Genomic DNA, 15,605 nt, shown 5'->3' with positions numbered 1-15,605 from the left:
AACTCCGAGCTTGTTTAAATTTTTTAGTCAGCAGCTAGACTAAGGCAAAAAAAAATGCTGCAAAGCGCTTATTATTGTTGATTACGACAAAAACAAAAAAAGGCTTTGCAACATGGTTGTGAATTTATCAAAAGAATTTATTACGGAAAAAATATTAGCATTTTTTCCCGAAAAAAAATTGGCTCGAAAAACCAAAGCGCCTCTGTGGCAAATTGTTAAAGCGATAATTTATAGGCTTAAAACAGGTTGTCAGTGGAGAGAATTACCGATACAATCTTTTTTTGACGAAGTTCTAATTTGCTGGCAAACAGTATATTACTACTTCAATAGCTGGTCCGAGTCTGGTATTTGGCAAAAAGTGTGGATCCAATTTCTAGCCCATGAAAAATCTTGTTTAGATTTATCTAGTATACAGCTTGACGGAAGTCATACCCCAGCGAAAAGAGGGGGCGAAGCTGTGGGTTATCAGGGCCGAAAAAAGTCCAAAACCACAAATGCTCTCTTTCTCACAGATAAAAATGGGCTGCCAATCGCTATGTCTCCGCCTTTTGCGGGAAACCATAATGATTTGTTTGAAATCGAGAGTCATTTCCAAAAAATGCTTGCCGATCTGCAGCTTTCAGACATCTCTCCTGATGGTTTATTTATGAATGCTGATGCAGGGTTTGATAGCAAAAAACTTAGAGAAAACTGCCAAAAAATGGGCATTATCCCTAATATTGACCACAACAAAAGAAATAGAAAAAAAGCTTATTATCAAGATATTATAGATGAGGAACTTTACAAAGAACGCTTTTCTGTTGAGCGAACTAACGCATGGATTGACGCATTCAAAATTTTACTCATTCGTTTTGAAAGAAAAGCCGACAACTGGGCGAGTCTACACTATTTAGCCTTTATACTTATTTTCCTAAAACGAAATTTTTAAACAAACTCTCCATTTAATAGCTGATGTAGATCAGTTAGCTCTGATTGTATCGCTTTTAATTCCTGTACTTTTTTTGCTTCATTCATAGTCGTCTATTTTTTACAAAAGGGAGTTATGCAGAAAGTTGATTTATACGCTTTTTTAAAAGAGTTAAGCGGGCTATTACTTCTTTAAGTTGTTTAATTGATAGTGTTTTCTCTCCTTTCTCCCCCCGCACTTCATCCAAATTCCCCTCTACCGTTCGGTTTTTTAAATGCTGTTTTAGATTAGCCACAATCTTAATGAGTCGAGGCTCTTTGGCCTTAGCTTCTGCTACAAAAGCGCTGTATTTCTGCTGTTTTTGCTCACTAATTTCTTGCAGTTTGTCTTGCAGAGATTTAGAGAGTTTCAGTAAGCGAAGCGATAACTGATAATGCCGCTCTTCAAGTCTTTTAGCTCATCTAACTTAATTTTAGATTTAAAAGCCATACGCTAAAGTTTTTACGGTTACTAGATACGACTAAAATAACGGCTTTTTTTTCGCAAATGCAAGTTATGTCTTAAAGTTTGTTCATTTTTTTGGGGCTTGCCCGCCCGATGGGCGGGCCGGGCTGTTTCGCAGCTCGCTCTCTGCTCGGCCCTGCGCGGGCTATGCCCGCTTGGTCTGGCCTGACGGCCACTGCTGTCCATCCCTAAGCCTGCGGCGGCTTCGCCGCCTGTAGGATGGATATATACCTCTAGGTTGAAACCTAGAGCAACAAAAGAGGCCATACTAAGCACAATAAAAAATGAGCCGAAGGTTGAAACCATCGGCCCATATCATTTCCAGCAAACAAGGGCTTTAGCCCGCCAGTTTGCTCAGTCTACAACCATGGGCTTCAGCCCATGGGCCCAAAAAAAACTGTAGATTTCAACCTACAGCCATGGCCGAAGGCCAAACGGCCACAACAAGCCCTTTAGGGCGCCGTTCGACGACCAAAGGGAGTAACCGATGCGGCGGGCTGGCCGTTAGGCCAGACCAAGGCGGCAAAGCCGCCATGGCCGAAGGCCAAACGGCCTAGCGATGTGCAGGGGTGGCCGAAGGCCAGACCCAGCGGGCGTAGCCCGCGCAGGGCCGAGCGAACAGCGAGCCCCGCAACGTAGCGCCGCAGCTTTGCTGCGGAGGCCCCAAAAAAATAAATCAGTTGCAGTTTCGGCCTAAATTGCGCAAATTTGCCCTACTCATCATTACAACAACTTATGCAGTATTATCTACTTTTGGCCCTCTTCCTTTTGGGCTACTCCAATAGCCATGCGCAAAGCAAGGCGCAAGAAGCAAAATCCGAAACTTGCGAAAAGGTCTATCGGGAAATTGCGCAGGCCATTAATGACCCCCGCCCCCTGCCCGCCTTTAATTTTATTTACCAAAAAGGCAGCAAGCCCTATTATAATGCTTACTATAATCCGCAAAATAATTCCATTAACTTCGGAGAAGGGATTTATGACCTGGCCCTAGAATTTGGCGCCGACTCCCTAAATGCCCTAGCTATGGTGCTGGGCCATGAACTAGCCCATTATTATAAGGACCACGGTTGGGGAATGTCTTTTGGTACCGCCAATGAAGACAGCGAAATCGCCGATAAGATTTATGAAATGGAGCTGGACGAAACCCAACGCGCCCGCATGGAAGCCGAAGCCGATTATTTTGGTGGCCTTTTTGGCTATCTGGCAGGCTATAATACCCTAGAAGTAGGAGGGGAGTTTTATAGCCGCTTGTATGAGGAAATTGGCCTGCCCGACTCGACCAAAGGCTACCCCAGCCGAAAAGACCGCATCGCCATTTGCGATAACTCTCAAAAGATGCTGCAAGACCTTTTGCCCCTTTTTCAAATGGCAAATTACTTGGCATTAATGGGGCAAGAAGAACGGGCGGCCAGAGCCTACGCCCAACTGGCCCAACAGTTTCCAGGTCGAGCGATTTATAATAATGCAGCCGTGAATTTTCTGCTGGCCGCCCTCAAAGAATATAAGGCCGAAGATTTACCCTTTCAGTTGCCTTTGCAGCTAGAACTCCAAAGCCGATTGGAACAAAATAGTAAGGGCAACCGCCAACCCAAAAAAGAACGCTTTCTGGCCCAAGCCCGCCAAATGCTCGATAAATCTCTACAGGTTTCACCCAATTATGCGCCCGCTCTGCTCAATGAAATTATCTGGGCCCTGCTCAAAGAAGATCTAGATTTGGCCCTCTTTAAGGCCAAACGCCTGGCCAAAAATAAAGAGATGCCCGCCCATATTCAAGATAAAGCCCATCTCCTGACCGGAATTATCTTGGCCCAAAATGGAGAGGAAAAAGCCGCCAAAAAACAGTTTAAACAATTGCGAAAATCGCTGCCCCATTTGGCCGAGGCCAACCTCTCTGCCCTCAAATCTAAACGCTGGCAAGCCCGACAAGCCGCTAAACATCAAGAAATTAGCGGAGAAGCCGAGAGCTATGATGAACTTCCTCTGGCCGAACTCCCTAGCTATTTTGAAAATAATCAACCCGATATCATCCAAATGATGGAACGCCAACAAGAGGATAGCCCCGAGTTGCTATTAATCGCTAGCCGATTGGAGCAAAAAGAGGCCCTGCTTTTGGCTAGCTATGGCCAAGCCAATGAAGAGGAAATCTGGGGCTTTTTGCAGTTTACTGCCGATTATCAGGGAGAAACCGCCCGGGGAATTAAAATCGGTAGCCGCCAAAACGAAATCGAAAAATTATACGGCTTTGCCGCCAATAGCCTAAGCACAGGCAAGGGGAAGTTACTCTATTATCCTTTGGCTGGACTCATTTTTAGTCTGGACCAAAATGGGCAGCTAGACCGTTGGTTGCAGTTTTCTAAATTGCAATAATATGCTCTATATCTACGGCTTAATTCTTTTTCTTAGCCTCGGCTACGGCGCATTAATGGCCAGCTATTGCTTTTTTTGGGCAAGGCTGGCCCCTTCTTTTTTAAACCCCAATTATCAGCCGAAAAAGAAGATTAGCATTGTCTTGGCTGCCAGAAATGAGGAGGAGCATATTGAAAGCTGCCTCCGCTCTCTCTTGGCCCAAGATTATCCCCCCGAATTGATGGAGATTGTTCTGGTGGATGACCATTCTGAAGATGCGACCCGCAGCATTGCCCAAGGCTTTCAAGACGACCGCTTGCAGATTATTGCCCTGCAAAAGGGCCTGGGCAAAAAGGCCGCTCTGGCCCAAGCTATTGCCGCCGCCCAAGGCGAATACCTACTTTTTACCGATGCCGATTGCCAATTGCCGCCTCTTTGGGCCAAACAACTTTGCTTCCCGATGGAGCAAGAAAATATGCAGTTTGTGGCCGCTCCCGTCCTCTTTTCTTATCACAATCGCTTTCTGGAAAAAGCCCAGGCACTCGATTTTATGGGCATGATGGCCATCACGGGCGCTGGCATTAATGGCCAATATATGCGGATGTGCAATGGGGCCAATATGGCCTACCCCAAGGCCCGATATATCGAACTCAACGGCTTTGCCGGCATGGACCAGCTCGCCTCTGGCGACGATATGCTCTTTTTGCAAAAAGTAGCTGAAAAATACCCCCAACAAATCACTTTTGTCAAAAGCCTAGAGGCCGCTGTGCAAACTCCCGCCGTGCAAACTTATGCCGCTTTTTGGCGACAACGCCTCCGCTGGTCCTCCAAATCTGGCGCCTACAAAGACCGCCGAACCGAACTACAATTGGGCCTCGTTTGGGCCTTCTCTTGCTCCCTTTTTATCAGCAGTATCGCCCTGTTTTTCGGCTTTTCGCCCTATTGGGTCCTCGGCCAATGGGCCCTCAAAGCCCTAGCCGATTATGGCCTGCTGTCTAGTGCTAGCCGCTTTTTTCAGCGCCGCCAACTCCTCCGCATTTTCTGGCCTGCCCTGCTTGCTCACCTGCTTTATATTGTGCTGGTCGGCACGGCCTCGCTTTTCCCTCAAAATTACCAATGGAAAGGCCGTTCATGGCGATAAGATGAAGGGTTTGGGGCCTCCTGCCTGCGGCAGGCGCTACGTTTCGCAGCTCGCTGTTCGCTCGGCCCTTCGCCGCTTTCAGCGGCTCGGTCTGGCCCTGCGGGCCACTGCTGCACATCGCTAGGCCTGCGGCCCTTCGGGCCTGTAGGATGGATATATAGATCTGCGGGTTGAAACCCACAGCCAGATTAGGGCCCAATTAGCAAGCTTTTAGCGGTCCCATGGCTTGCAGCTTAAAAGCCGCAAGACCTGAAAACCGAATGCTTTCGCCTGTCTCCAATGAAGCAGGGGCTTTTAAGCTCCTGCGGCGAACAAAATGATGGCCCAACAAGATTGGCTGCGGCCTTTAGGCTGCAGGAATAGGATTTTGGCCTCCAATTGTTAGGGAATCGTTAAAAATGGAAATAATGTAACAAAATGAAAAAGGGCAAAAGTTATGTCTGGCTGCTAGCTGAGTAGGTCTGGCTGCTAGCTGGGTAGGTCTGGCTGCTAGCTGGGTAGGTCTGGCTGCTAGCTGGGTAGGTCTGGCTGCTAGCTGAGTAGGTCTGGCTGCTAGCTGGGTAGGTCTGGTTGCTAGCTGGGTAGGTCTGGCTGCTAGCTGAGTAGGTCTGGCTGCTAGCTGGGTAGGTCTGGCTGCTAGCTGGGTAGGTCTGGCTGCTAGCTGGGTAGGTCTGGCTGCTAGCTGAGTAGGTCTGCTTGCTAGCTGAGTAGGTCTGCTTGCTAGCTGAGTAGGTCTGCTTGCTAGCTGAGTAGGTCTGCTTGCTAGCTGAGTAGGTCTGCTTGCTAGCTGGGTAGAGACTGTTCAGGATTTTTTGTATTAGAATAAAATTTGGGCCTTTAGCTTGTTGGGATTTGGCCAATAGTCGCCTAGGGACAAGCCCCTAGGCTAATCCAATGGAGTCAGCCCTCTTTTAGGGCCTAAACTCTTGATATACAAGACTTTGTTCAGTTGTTATCGCAGAGAAGAACCTTATCCAAAGGCCCTCTTTAGAGGGCTGTCTGAAAAAGTTAGCCTAGGGGCTTGTCCCTAGGCGCAGCAAAGGGCGCACACAAAATTTTAAACAGTCTCGGAACCTAACTACTCCCCAAATTTCTGCATAAGGAGCTGGACCATCTTAATTAGGGAGAAGGTATCGAGTTGGCAATAATCGATTAGGGCTTGGCGGGTTTTGGCTTGCTCTTGGGGCGGCTGTTGGTCCAACTGCCACCAAGCATCGGCAGCGGCTAGGCCCTCGGCAATGGGGAGATCATCATAGCTCATTTGGGGAAGCAAAACGGGCAGTACTTTTTTGAGGGAGCTACGGCCCTCAAATTTAGCATCTATATATAGGCCTTTGGTCACAATTTCTTCTAGGTCCACTAAGCGCTCATTGAGGCTATATAAAAAATCTCGATGTTCGGGATAGCGTTTGGCGAGTTCTCGGTTGCGTTCTCTTTCAAAGGTTTTGTGCCAGACCAAAATGCTGCCTTGGGGCTGGGCAGCATCTAAGAGGGCTTGCATAAGGCCGGTGGTGGGCTCTTTTTTATCTTGGGCCAAAAAGTTGGTGGAAACAATATCCTCAGTTTCTTGATTGGTCCAAACTTGCCAACTAAACTGAAAGGGAATATGTTGGAAGGGGCGGCTATGGGGAATAAAGGGAACGGCTGGATTGACCGCCTCATAATCTAGGGCCTGCAAGGGAAACTCGAGTTGGGCCAACCATTCTTTTAGGGCGGGAACATCTACCTGAGCTTGGCCCGTTTTGGCTGATTGTTGTTGGAGCTGCCAGCGTTCGGGCAGCAGTTTGGGATCTAAATCTTTGAGGTCCCATTTTTTTTGGGCCAGGGCTTGCTCCAAAGGTGGCCGATCTAGGCGGTGGCGGGGGAGTTGAAAAATGCTAAACTCTGGAATCTCTTGGCCGTGATATTTTTGAATAAAGGGGCAGGCCAGCTTCTTTTTGCAAAAGCTTTGGCCATCCCATTTGGGGGCTGTTTTTTGGAGGCGGAGCGCCTCGGCCTTTTGCATGAGCAGAGCGGTTTCGGCTCTGAGCTCGGCAAGTTCTTGGCCTAGGGGGTGGATTTTGAGCAGGCGTTTGGGGGGAATTTCTCCGCCGGGGTAGCGATAATCCTTATCGATCCAGATGGCATAGCATTGTTCTACTTCATAGCCAGCCAGACAAAAGAGGTGATAATTAAAGGCCCATTCCTTGAGGTATTTCTCTTTAAAGCCATGTTTGGGCGAATAGACCGAGCCCGAGGCCCGAACAAAATAAAGGCGAACTTGATCGGGATGATTGGGACTAGCTTTAATAAAATCTACGGTGGCTCGCCAGGGGCCAAAGCTAGCCCAGACAGGATCTTGGTCTTGCAGCTCGATCCGTTGAGCGGCCAGTTGCCGGAGCTCGGGAGCCAGGGGGTAGGGCAGGCGGGGGCGGGGCGTTTTGGCCTGTTGGGCCAGCCAAAACTCTTTGGGACAATTGATAAACTGCTGTAAATTGGGAAAATGCAAACTACTCATAAGAAAAGGACTTCAGTAAAGGGGCGCAAAATGGGCGCTCTTGGGGGCACAAGATACAGAAGTTAGGCTATATATCGCCTTTTTTGGTCCAGCAGGCGGCGAAGCCGCCGCAAAGGAGCGCAGCGACGCGGCTGAGGGGCTGTAGCAGGGCCGCCGCAGGCGGCAGACCAAAGCGCTGAAAGCGCTGCAGGGCCGAGCAGACCTGCGAGCTGCGCAATGGCCCGACCCGAGCGAAGCGAGTGGGCAGCCCCAAAACAACAGCAGAAAAAGCAACTGATTGTAAACCTAATGTTTAGGCAGTGTTTTTTTAAAGAAAATATTTCTTTTTGAGGGCCGAAAAAGGGAGACAGCTAAATTCTAGTAAAAACATAACGCTTGAAATAAAATTTTACATAATCTCGTTTTGTGGAAATATAAAAAGCCGAAAAAGCTAAATTTTGGGGGTTTGTTAAAATTTTATTTTGTTTAAAGTTTGTCTAAGTAAAAAAATGCCTTTAGATTTGCCTGAGTAAAAAGGGAGCTAGTCTCCATGGGAAAATAAAGTTACTTCAAGACGATATATAAGATGAAACATATTATTATACTAATTTGCTGTTGTTTTTTTGCGCTACAAATTTCTTGGGCACAATCTACAAAGACGCTAGTACAGAGTTTGCCATTGGCTGCGGCTGGGGTTAGTTTAGAAATTGCGGCAGAGGTAGAAATTGAGTATTGGGAAGAGGATCAAGTTCGGATTACCACCGAAGTGATTGCGGAGAATGTGAGCGAGGCCATTTTGAAGAAATTGGTGATGATTGGCCGTTATAATATTGTACAAAAAGAGACGCCTAAAGGCTTGGTTTTGTACATGCCTAAGATGGACCATCAGGTAATTTTGCGGGGACAAATTTTGGACGAGCAATTGAAGATAAAAGTACAGCTCCCCAAGGGGATGAAGCTACAGACTGTAGATAAATCGGCGCTTTAGACGCAAAAGAGTTAGATTTATTTAGTGTTATGAACAAGGGTAAAAGCCGAGGCAGTAAGGAGCCTTGGCTTTTTTTGTTTGGCATTGCTTGGCCAAGCTTAAAAAAAGGGTTAAATTTGAACTTGCAGTAATTAACTAGCTAAAAAGCAGGTTATCAAAATTTAATACATTTAAATTTTTATTTAAAAGCATAGCCCTCTATGCAAGATACCTACAGACATAAGGGGATGCGGCGAAAGCTTTTGCAGCAATTGCAAAAAAAAATGGCTTTTCGTCCAGAGGTTCTGGCCGCAATAGGGAGTGTGCCAAGGCATTTTTTTGTAGACTCTGCTTTTGAGGAATTGGCCTATAAGGATCAGGCGCTACCTATTGGTGGGGGGCAAACGCTTTCGCAGCCTTCTACGGTGGCTTGGCAGTGTAGTTTGTTGGAGCTAAGCGCTGGGCAGCGCATTTTAGAAATTGGAACGGGTTCGGGTTATCAGGCGGCCATTTTGCAAAGAATGGGGGCCGAGCTAGATACCTACGAGCGGCAAGAGGCCTTGCAGTTGGCGGCAAAAAAGCGTTTTGATGCGCTAAAGCTAGAAAATTTACGTTCTTATTTTGGCGATGCAAGCGAGTTGCCTCCTTTAGCGCAGCCCTATGATGGCATTTTGATGAGTTGTGCTGCCGAACAGATTCCAAAACAATTATTAGCTCAATTAAAAATTGGGGGAAGGATGGTCTTACCCTTGCTTTTTCAGGGGCAGCAGCGGATGTTTGTTATAGAACGCAAAGGGGAAAAAACCTTTGAGTATGAGGATTGTGGTCCCTGCCGTTTTGTTCCTTTTTTGAAGGGCGCCCTGCCTTTGCAAAGAAAGTAGTGCGGACATCTAGGACCGTTTTTTTTACGTAAAAAAGCAAAATTACCTCTTCCCCAAATTCTATTTGCATTAAGCTTGCTTTGCTCAAGTTTATCATCCCTAAACAAAATGGCTATGCTTTTAGCCCTCTTATTTATTGTTTATTCTTGTTTGGCGACCCTTTGGATTATGAAGGGGCGCAGTTTTAAGCAGTGGGGAATTTCTCCCAAAATAATCCTTATGCTCTTTTTTTTGCGCTTAGGGCTGGGGGCTATTTATGGGCAGCTACATTTAGAGTATTTTGATGCTGGCGATACCTTTTTGTACTTTGAGGAAAGCCAGCTTATTGCGCAGACGATTTGGCCCTATTGGGATTATTATTGGGGGAGCTGGACGGGGCAGGCGCCTGTTCTTCCTGCCGCCGAGGTTTATCTGTATCCCGATGGGGGGTTTATACGGCGAGATTTTGGTACTTATGCCTTGGTGCATATTCATGCTATTCCGCAGTTTTTTTCGGCGGGATCTTATTTTTTGCATGGCTTTTTTGTGGCTTTTCTGGGCCTTTTTGCCAGTCTCAATTTTTATTGGGTGCTAAATCGGCATCTGCAGTTGCCGCCTCGGCTGCTGCAAATTGCTTGTTTTCTTATGCCTTCTATGTTATTTTGGACCTCGGGTTTGCATAAGGATGTATGGGTCTATTTGTCTATTAGTGGGCTATTGTTGGGCCTAGATGCTTATTATCGGCAGGCTTGGAAAAGGGCGTTTTGCTTTTTGGGCCTAGGGGTTTTGGGCCTGGCCGTTTTTCGGACCTATCTATTGGGCCTTGCTTTTCCGGCCCTGACAGCCGCTAGTTTGCTGCCTTTTTTCTTTAAAAAACAGCCCCTCCGAGCCTACCTTTCCGTTTATGCTCTTTTGGGACTTGGCCTTTTTGCCTTGGAAATGACGGGCTATTTTTCTCCGCTAGAGCTATTGGCCAACCGCCAGAGCGCTTTTTTGGCGGAAAAAGGCGGCTCTGTTATTAGCCAGGCAACTAGCTGGGAGCCCAATTTTTTTAGCTTTTTTGCCTATCTCCCCAAAGCGCTTTTTAATGTCTGTTTTCGTCCCCTCATTTGGAATGTCAAAGACAGCTTGCAGCTAGCCGCCGCCCTAGAAATTCTTTCTTTTTGGCTGCTTTTTTTTCTGGGCCTAAACAAAGGCAGAACCCCCCCAAAGCGTTCTCCTATCTTTTATTTTATGTTTTTTTATGCCCTGAGCAACCTCCTGCTGATAGGCCTTTTGGTGGTCAATTTGGGCACAATTGTCCGCTATCGGAGCATTGCCCTACACTTTTTAGGGATCTTGCTGCTCCAAAGTTTTCGGTTTATTCATCAGTATTTTCAGGCTAAAGAAAGTGGCAAAAAACCGCTGTGGCCAAGCAAAGAACGCTCAGTAGCTAGCCGTAAAGCAGAACTACAAGATTAACGTTTTGGGGCCTCCCGCAGCAAGCTGCGGGCGCTACGTCCGGCAGCTCGCTGTTCGCTCGGCCCTGCGGCCTGACGGCCTTGGTCTGCGGCTTTGCCGCACTGCCTACCATCGCTAGGCCAAGAAAAGCGCCCCTTTGGGGCGCCCAGTATAAAAAAGAAGCCTGCCATTTTGTCACCTTTGTCCAAAATATGAATTATCTTTGCCCCCCAGCCAAGCGCTAAAGCCGTAAAGCCAGGCCTTTTTTGGCCTAGCGCTGCGGAGCGGGTGGCCCGAAGGGCCAGACCCAACAAAACGAGCCTTGGCGATGTTTTGTGCAGGGCCGAGCAGTCTTGCGAGCCCCGCAGCATAGCGCCCCGACCGCAGGGAGGGGAGGCCCCAAAAAAAAGAATAGCACCTACACTGATATGAAACTGTACAACGATAATCCCACCTTAGATAAAAAAATGTTGCCCGAAGATAAGCAGGGCGATGTGTTTTTTAAAGAGCAATTGCAAGCGCAAGGGCAAGATGGCCAAAAGCGTTTTTATATTGAGAGCTATGGCTGCCAGATGAATTTTAGCGATAGTGAAATTGTTGCTTCTATTTTGCAGGAAGCCGGTTATGCCTCTACCAAATATATGGATGCGGCCGATTTGATATTGGTCAATACTTGTTCTATTCGCGAAAAGGCCGAGGATACGGTCCGTAAGCGTTTGCGTATTTTTGATAAGCTCAAAAAAGAGCGTCCGGGCCTATTGGTTGGGGTATTGGGCTGTATGGCCGAGCGCCTCAAATCTAAGCTTTTGGAGGAGGAGAAATTGGTGGATATGGTATTGGGCCCCGATGCCTACCGCGATTTGCCCAACCTTATTGCTACTGCAGAAGATGGCGATAAGGGGATCAACGTCTTTTTGTCTAGAGAAGAAACCTATGCCGATATTAGCCCCGTTCGCCTTAGCGATAGCGGCGTAACGGCTTTTGTGACCATTATGCGGGGTTGTGATAATATGTGTTCTTTTTGTGTAGTGCCTTTTACTCGTGGTCGAGAGCGCAGCCGTGATCCTTATAGCATTTTGGCGGAATGCCAAGATTTGTTTGATCGTGGTTTTAAGGAAGTGACCCTTTTGGGCCAGAATGTAGATAGTTATCATTGGGAGCATCCGGAAGGCCTCGAGCAAGTTGATTTTGCTGATTTATTGGAGAAAACGGCCCTGATTCATCCTGATTTGCGCATTCGTTTTTCTACCTCTCACCCAAAAGATATTACCGATAAGGTGCTGATCAATATGGGCAAATATGAAAACATCTGCGAGTATATTCACTTCCCTGTACAATCGGGTAGCAGCCGTATTCTTAAGAAAATGAACCGCAGTTATGACCGAGCGTGGTACATCAATAAGATTGACCGCATTTATGAGCTTTTGCCCAATTGCGCTATTTCTTCGGATGTCATTGCGGGTTTTTGTACAGAGACCGAAGAGGACCATCAGGACAGCCTTTCGATTATTGAGCATAGTCAATACAGTATGTCTTATATGTTCTTTTATTCGGAGCGCCCGGGGACCTTGGCCGCCCGAAAATATGAGGATGATGTGCCTTTGGACGTAAAAAAGCGTCGTTTGCAAGAGATCATTCGCTTGCAAAATCAAATTTCTTTTGTGCATAACAAAAAAGACATTGGCAAAACCTTTAAGGTCTTGATTGAGAAGGTCTCTAAGCGCAGCGAAGATGACTTTGCGGGTCGAAATTCACAGAATAAGATGATTGTTTTCCCTAGAGAGAATACAGAAATTGGGCAATATGTCTATGTAAAAGTGACGGATTGTACGCAGGCTACGCTTCGCGGGCATTTGGTGTCTGCGCCAGAAGAAGCTTAGGTGCCGAAAGGCCCACCATTTTACTAGCTTCTCTCATCTAATAGAGCGATAACAACTTCCTCACTTAACATCACTTATTTATGTTTACTTATCGCTATTTTGCTTTAGCCCTTTTGCTTTGCTTTTCGGCTAGTAGTTGGGCCCAAAAAGGTCTAGAAACCGAGGCGGTTTCTATTTTTAAGAACCAAACGGCATTCTTTGTAAAAGAAGGCCAAGTAAAGACCAAAAAAGGCAAATGGGAGCTAGTGGGAGACACGATTCCGCAAGCGCTCAACGGGACGCTTTGGTTTTCTGCGCCCAGTTTGCAAATTGTTCGCTCTTTTCAGCAAGAGAAGGAGGTCGAGGGTCTAGTGAGTAATTATAGTAGTATGTTTTTGGCCAATGATGGCAAAGATGTGCGTTTATTATTGTCTGGCGATACGACTTGGACCGAAGGGAAAATCAAGGTGCTACAAGTGCCAAATCCGGACCCCAGCAAACCCAATATCAAAACGGGGGCGCTTTTCGCTATCCAGATGAAAACGGGCCGCAGTTTGCTTCTCAAGCAAGCACAAATTGAATCATTGCGCAAATTTGAGATTTTAGATTCGCCCAATTTCACGAATAGCAGTATCCAAAGATTGCCCGTACTTCAAGCCGATTTTGGCGGTACGGTCAATAGTAGCCAAAAGCTACAAATGATGTATTTGCGCCAAAACTTGAGCTGGAAACCCGACTATTTGGTGGAGCTGCTCAATGATAAGGAGGCTCGCATTTCTTTACGCACGACTATTGTCAATGAGGCGGAAGATGTAAAAACGAAGTCCCTAAATTTGGTAGCTGGCGTACCTAATTTTAAGTATGCCAATCGCATTTCGGACCTGTTGAGTTTTGGTTATGTGCAGCCTGTTCAGCCTCAACGCTATGTGCATACTTTGAGCAATGCTATGGTGGAAAATGTGGCCAGCTATGATGCGATGCCTATGCCTTCGGCCCCCACTCGTGGCGGTAACGGTATGCCCAGTCCCGCTCCAGCAGTAGGCGAAAGCGTGGAGGACCTTTTCTATTATACGCTCAAGGATGTAGAAATTAAGAAGGGAGAACGGGCCTTGCTAGATGTATTCTCGGATAAGGTTCCTGTAGAACATATTTACGAATCGATCATTGGCGCCAATTCTTACTCTTATAGTACGGCCTATAGCTTTGAAAAACAGACTATTCCGGTTCTGCATACGATTAAGCTAGAAAATAAGACGGATTATGTTTGGACGGCTGCTCCCGTGATGGTGGTCCAGAATAAGGACAATAAGATTTTGCCCATTAGTCAAGATGTACTTTACTATACTTCTAAGCAAGATGAGGTAAGCGTAAAATTGACCGAGGCCCCAGATGTGGCTCTCAAGTTTTCTGAAAAAGAAATCAAGCGGACTAACAATACCAAGCAGATCCGTGAAACCAACACCAACCGCATTCGCTATTATGATTTAGTGACTGTAGAAGCAGAAATTGAAATTCAGAATTTTAAAGGAAAGGATATTCGCCTAGATATAAAAAGAGCCATTTATGGCGAGTTGATGGAAAGCTCTGAAAAATGGCTAAAGTCTCCCCGCCTACAAGCTCGTAGTAGCTACACCACTTACAACCCTTATACTGATGTTTGCTGGGAGATGAAAATCAAAAAAGGCGAACAAAAGAAGATTACCTACACCTATAAGGTCTACCTTAGCCATTATTAAATGTTAAAGAACAGTATGGATAATATTCAAGCGATTAAGCAACGTTTCGGAATCATTGGCCATTCCCCAAAATTACAACATGCCTTAAAAACAGCTATTCAGGTGGCCGCAACGGATCTCTCTGTTTTGGTTTTGGGCCAAAGTGGGGTGGGGAAGGAGTCTTTTTCCAAAATTATCCACCAACTGTCTAACCGCAAGCATAATAACTTTATTGCGATTAACTGTGGCGCCCTGCCCGAAAGTACCATTAACTCGGAGCTCTTTGGCCATACCAAAGGGGCCTTTACGGGAGCAGTCAATGAGCGAAAAGGCTACTTTGAAACCGTAAATGGCGGTACCATTTTCCTAGATGAAATTGGGGAAATGCCTTTGGATACTCAAACCTACCTCTTAAGGGTACTCGAGCAGGGCGAATTTGTTAAAGTGGGTTCTTCTCAGGTAGAAAAAACCGATGTGCGCATTGTAGCGGCTACTAATGTCAATTTGTTGGAGCGCATTGAGCAGGGCAAGTTTAGAGAGGACCTCTACTACCGTTTGAGTACGGTGGTCATTCAGGTGCCTGAGCTCCACAAAAGGGGCGATGATGTGCTTTTGCTTTTCCGCAAGTTCGTTTCTGATTTTGCCGATCAATACCATACGCCTATAGTCCGCCTTAGGGAAGAGGCCGAGGATATTTTGTTGCGCTACCCCTGGCCCGGAAATATCCGAGAGCTGCGCAATGTGGCCAAAAGAGCGGCCCTTTTTTCTGAGGATAAAATGATTAGCGCCGAGCAATTACTAGAGTTCCTACCGCAGTTGGGCCAAAAACAAAGGCATTTGCCTTTGCCCCATAAGGAGGCCAATGACAGCAGCCAAGGCTTTTACGAAAGAGAGATTTTGTTTAAGTTTCTCTATGAAATGAAGCAGGACCTCAATGATGTAAAGCAACTAATTGCCGAATTGGTCCAAACTAATAACCTCCAAATGCCGCGCCCTATGCCTAAGGGCCATAGTATGCAGGGCTATCTGCCCTTGCCCAGCCCGAATAACGATAATTATAGCTCGTCTTATTCTGAAAATACCTTTAATGAGGAGCCCCGCTCCGAGGAAGGCCCCATTATTCTGAATAAAGATTATCATAAGTCAGAGCAAGAAAGAGAACGCTACAATGAAGTAGAGGAACTAGAAGAATCGCTCTCTATGGAACAAATGGAAAGGGAGCTCATCGAAAGAGCACTCAAAAAACACCGCGGAAAACGAAAGGATGCCGCCCAAGAATTGGGCATTTCTGAGCGGACACTTTACCGCAAAATCAAATTGCACGATATTCAGTCCTAAAGGAAAAGGGCGAGACCAATACTTGGTCTCGCCCTTTTTTGACAGCCGCCAA

The 15,605-nt window shown here is 46.5% G+C and carries 10 protein-coding genes; 9 read left to right on the top strand and 1 reads right to left on the bottom strand.

Features of this window, described 5'->3' with window-relative positions; translation table 11 throughout:
• The first annotated feature begins 112 nt into the window (after window positions 1–112).
• From SAPGRDRAFT_RS06370 to SAPGRDRAFT_RS06355, 3 genes are all read left to right on the top strand, one after another.
• On the top strand, window positions 113–928 hold the full coding sequence (locus SAPGRDRAFT_RS06370; RefSeq protein WP_002657728.1) for an IS5 family transposase: 816 nt from the start codon (window positions 113–115) through the stop codon (window positions 926–928).
• A 1,191-nt stretch (window positions 929–2,119) separates the two neighbouring features.
• Window positions 2,120–3,778 (top strand): M48 family metalloprotease, encoded by a 1,659-nt coding sequence (locus SAPGRDRAFT_RS06360; protein ID WP_253271279.1) that lies wholly within the window; start codon window positions 2,120–2,122, stop codon window positions 3,776–3,778.
• A gap of 1 nt (window position 3,779) precedes the next feature.
• Window positions 3,780–4,898: a glycosyltransferase gene (locus SAPGRDRAFT_RS06355; protein ID WP_002658109.1), complete on the top strand. Its 1,119-nt coding sequence runs from the start codon at window positions 3,780–3,782 to the stop codon at window positions 4,896–4,898.
• A gap of 1,078 nt (window positions 4,899–5,976) precedes the next feature.
• Here the strand turns inward: SAPGRDRAFT_RS06355 and SAPGRDRAFT_RS06345 are convergent.
• On the bottom strand, window positions 5,977–7,395 hold the full coding sequence (locus SAPGRDRAFT_RS06345) for a DUF2779 domain-containing protein (protein ID WP_002658107.1): 1,419 nt from the start codon (window positions 7,393–7,395) through the stop codon (window positions 5,977–5,979).
• A gap of 565 nt (window positions 7,396–7,960) precedes the next feature.
• Between SAPGRDRAFT_RS06345 and SAPGRDRAFT_RS06340 the strand changes: the two genes are divergently transcribed.
• The 6 genes from SAPGRDRAFT_RS06340 (at window position 7,961) to SAPGRDRAFT_RS06310 (ending at window position 15,553) form a co-directional block, all read left to right on the top strand.
• Complete coding sequence (locus tag SAPGRDRAFT_RS06340; RefSeq protein WP_002658104.1) at window positions 7,961–8,362, top strand: hypothetical protein; 402 nt, start codon at window positions 7,961–7,963, stop codon at window positions 8,360–8,362.
• A 200-nt stretch (window positions 8,363–8,562) separates the two neighbouring features.
• Entirely contained in the window at window positions 8,563–9,222 is a 660-nt protein-coding gene (locus tag SAPGRDRAFT_RS06335) for a protein-L-isoaspartate(D-aspartate) O-methyltransferase (protein ID WP_002658102.1), read from the top strand.
• A gap of 114 nt (window positions 9,223–9,336) precedes the next feature.
• Window positions 9,337–10,662, top strand: a complete 1,326-nt coding sequence (locus SAPGRDRAFT_RS06330; protein WP_002658101.1) for a hypothetical protein — start codon at window positions 9,337–9,339, stop codon at window positions 10,660–10,662.
• 407 nt (window positions 10,663–11,069) lie between these two features.
• A complete protein-coding gene (gene miaB / locus SAPGRDRAFT_RS06320) occupies window positions 11,070–12,521 on the top strand; it encodes a tRNA (N6-isopentenyl adenosine(37)-C2)-methylthiotransferase MiaB (protein ID WP_002658099.1) in 1,452 nt (483 codons plus the stop codon).
• Between the two features lie 80 nt (window positions 12,522–12,601).
• Entirely contained in the window at window positions 12,602–14,236 is a 1,635-nt protein-coding gene (locus SAPGRDRAFT_RS06315) for a hypothetical protein (protein WP_002658097.1), read from the top strand.
• Window positions 14,237–14,251: 15 nt separating this feature from the next.
• Complete coding sequence (locus tag SAPGRDRAFT_RS06310; RefSeq protein WP_002658096.1) at window positions 14,252–15,553, top strand: sigma-54 interaction domain-containing protein; 1,302 nt, start codon at window positions 14,252–14,254, stop codon at window positions 15,551–15,553.
• Window positions 15,554–15,605 lie beyond the last annotated feature (52 nt).

Source organism: Saprospira grandis DSM 2844, from assembly GCF_000275825.1.
Taxonomy (GTDB): domain Bacteria; phylum Bacteroidota; class Bacteroidia; order Chitinophagales; family Saprospiraceae; genus Saprospira; species Saprospira grandis_A.
Note: the sequence above shows the minus strand (reverse complement) of the source record. Positions and strands in the feature narration are given on the sequence as shown.

Coding starts and splice junctions, on each gene's coding strand:
- SAPGRDRAFT_RS06335 (WP_002658102.1), top strand. CDS start 8,563: ATGCAAGATACCTACAGACATAAGGGGATGCGGCGAAAGCTTTTGCAG.
- SAPGRDRAFT_RS06310 (WP_002658096.1), top strand. CDS start 14,252: ATGGATAATATTCAAGCGATTAAGCAACGTTTCGGAATCATTGGCCAT.
- SAPGRDRAFT_RS06345 (WP_002658107.1), bottom strand. CDS start 7,395: ATGAGTAGTTTGCATTTTCCCAATTTACAGCAGTTTATCAATTGTCCC.
- SAPGRDRAFT_RS06370 (WP_002657728.1), top strand. CDS start 113: ATGGTTGTGAATTTATCAAAAGAATTTATTACGGAAAAAATATTAGCA.
- SAPGRDRAFT_RS06315 (WP_002658097.1), top strand. CDS start 12,602: ATGTTTACTTATCGCTATTTTGCTTTAGCCCTTTTGCTTTGCTTTTCG.
- miaB (WP_002658099.1), top strand. CDS start 11,070: ATGAAACTGTACAACGATAATCCCACCTTAGATAAAAAAATGTTGCCC.
- SAPGRDRAFT_RS06340 (WP_002658104.1), top strand. CDS start 7,961: ATGAAACATATTATTATACTAATTTGCTGTTGTTTTTTTGCGCTACAA.
- SAPGRDRAFT_RS06355 (WP_002658109.1), top strand. CDS start 3,780: ATGCTCTATATCTACGGCTTAATTCTTTTTCTTAGCCTCGGCTACGGC.
- SAPGRDRAFT_RS06330 (WP_002658101.1), top strand. CDS start 9,337: ATGCTTTTAGCCCTCTTATTTATTGTTTATTCTTGTTTGGCGACCCTT.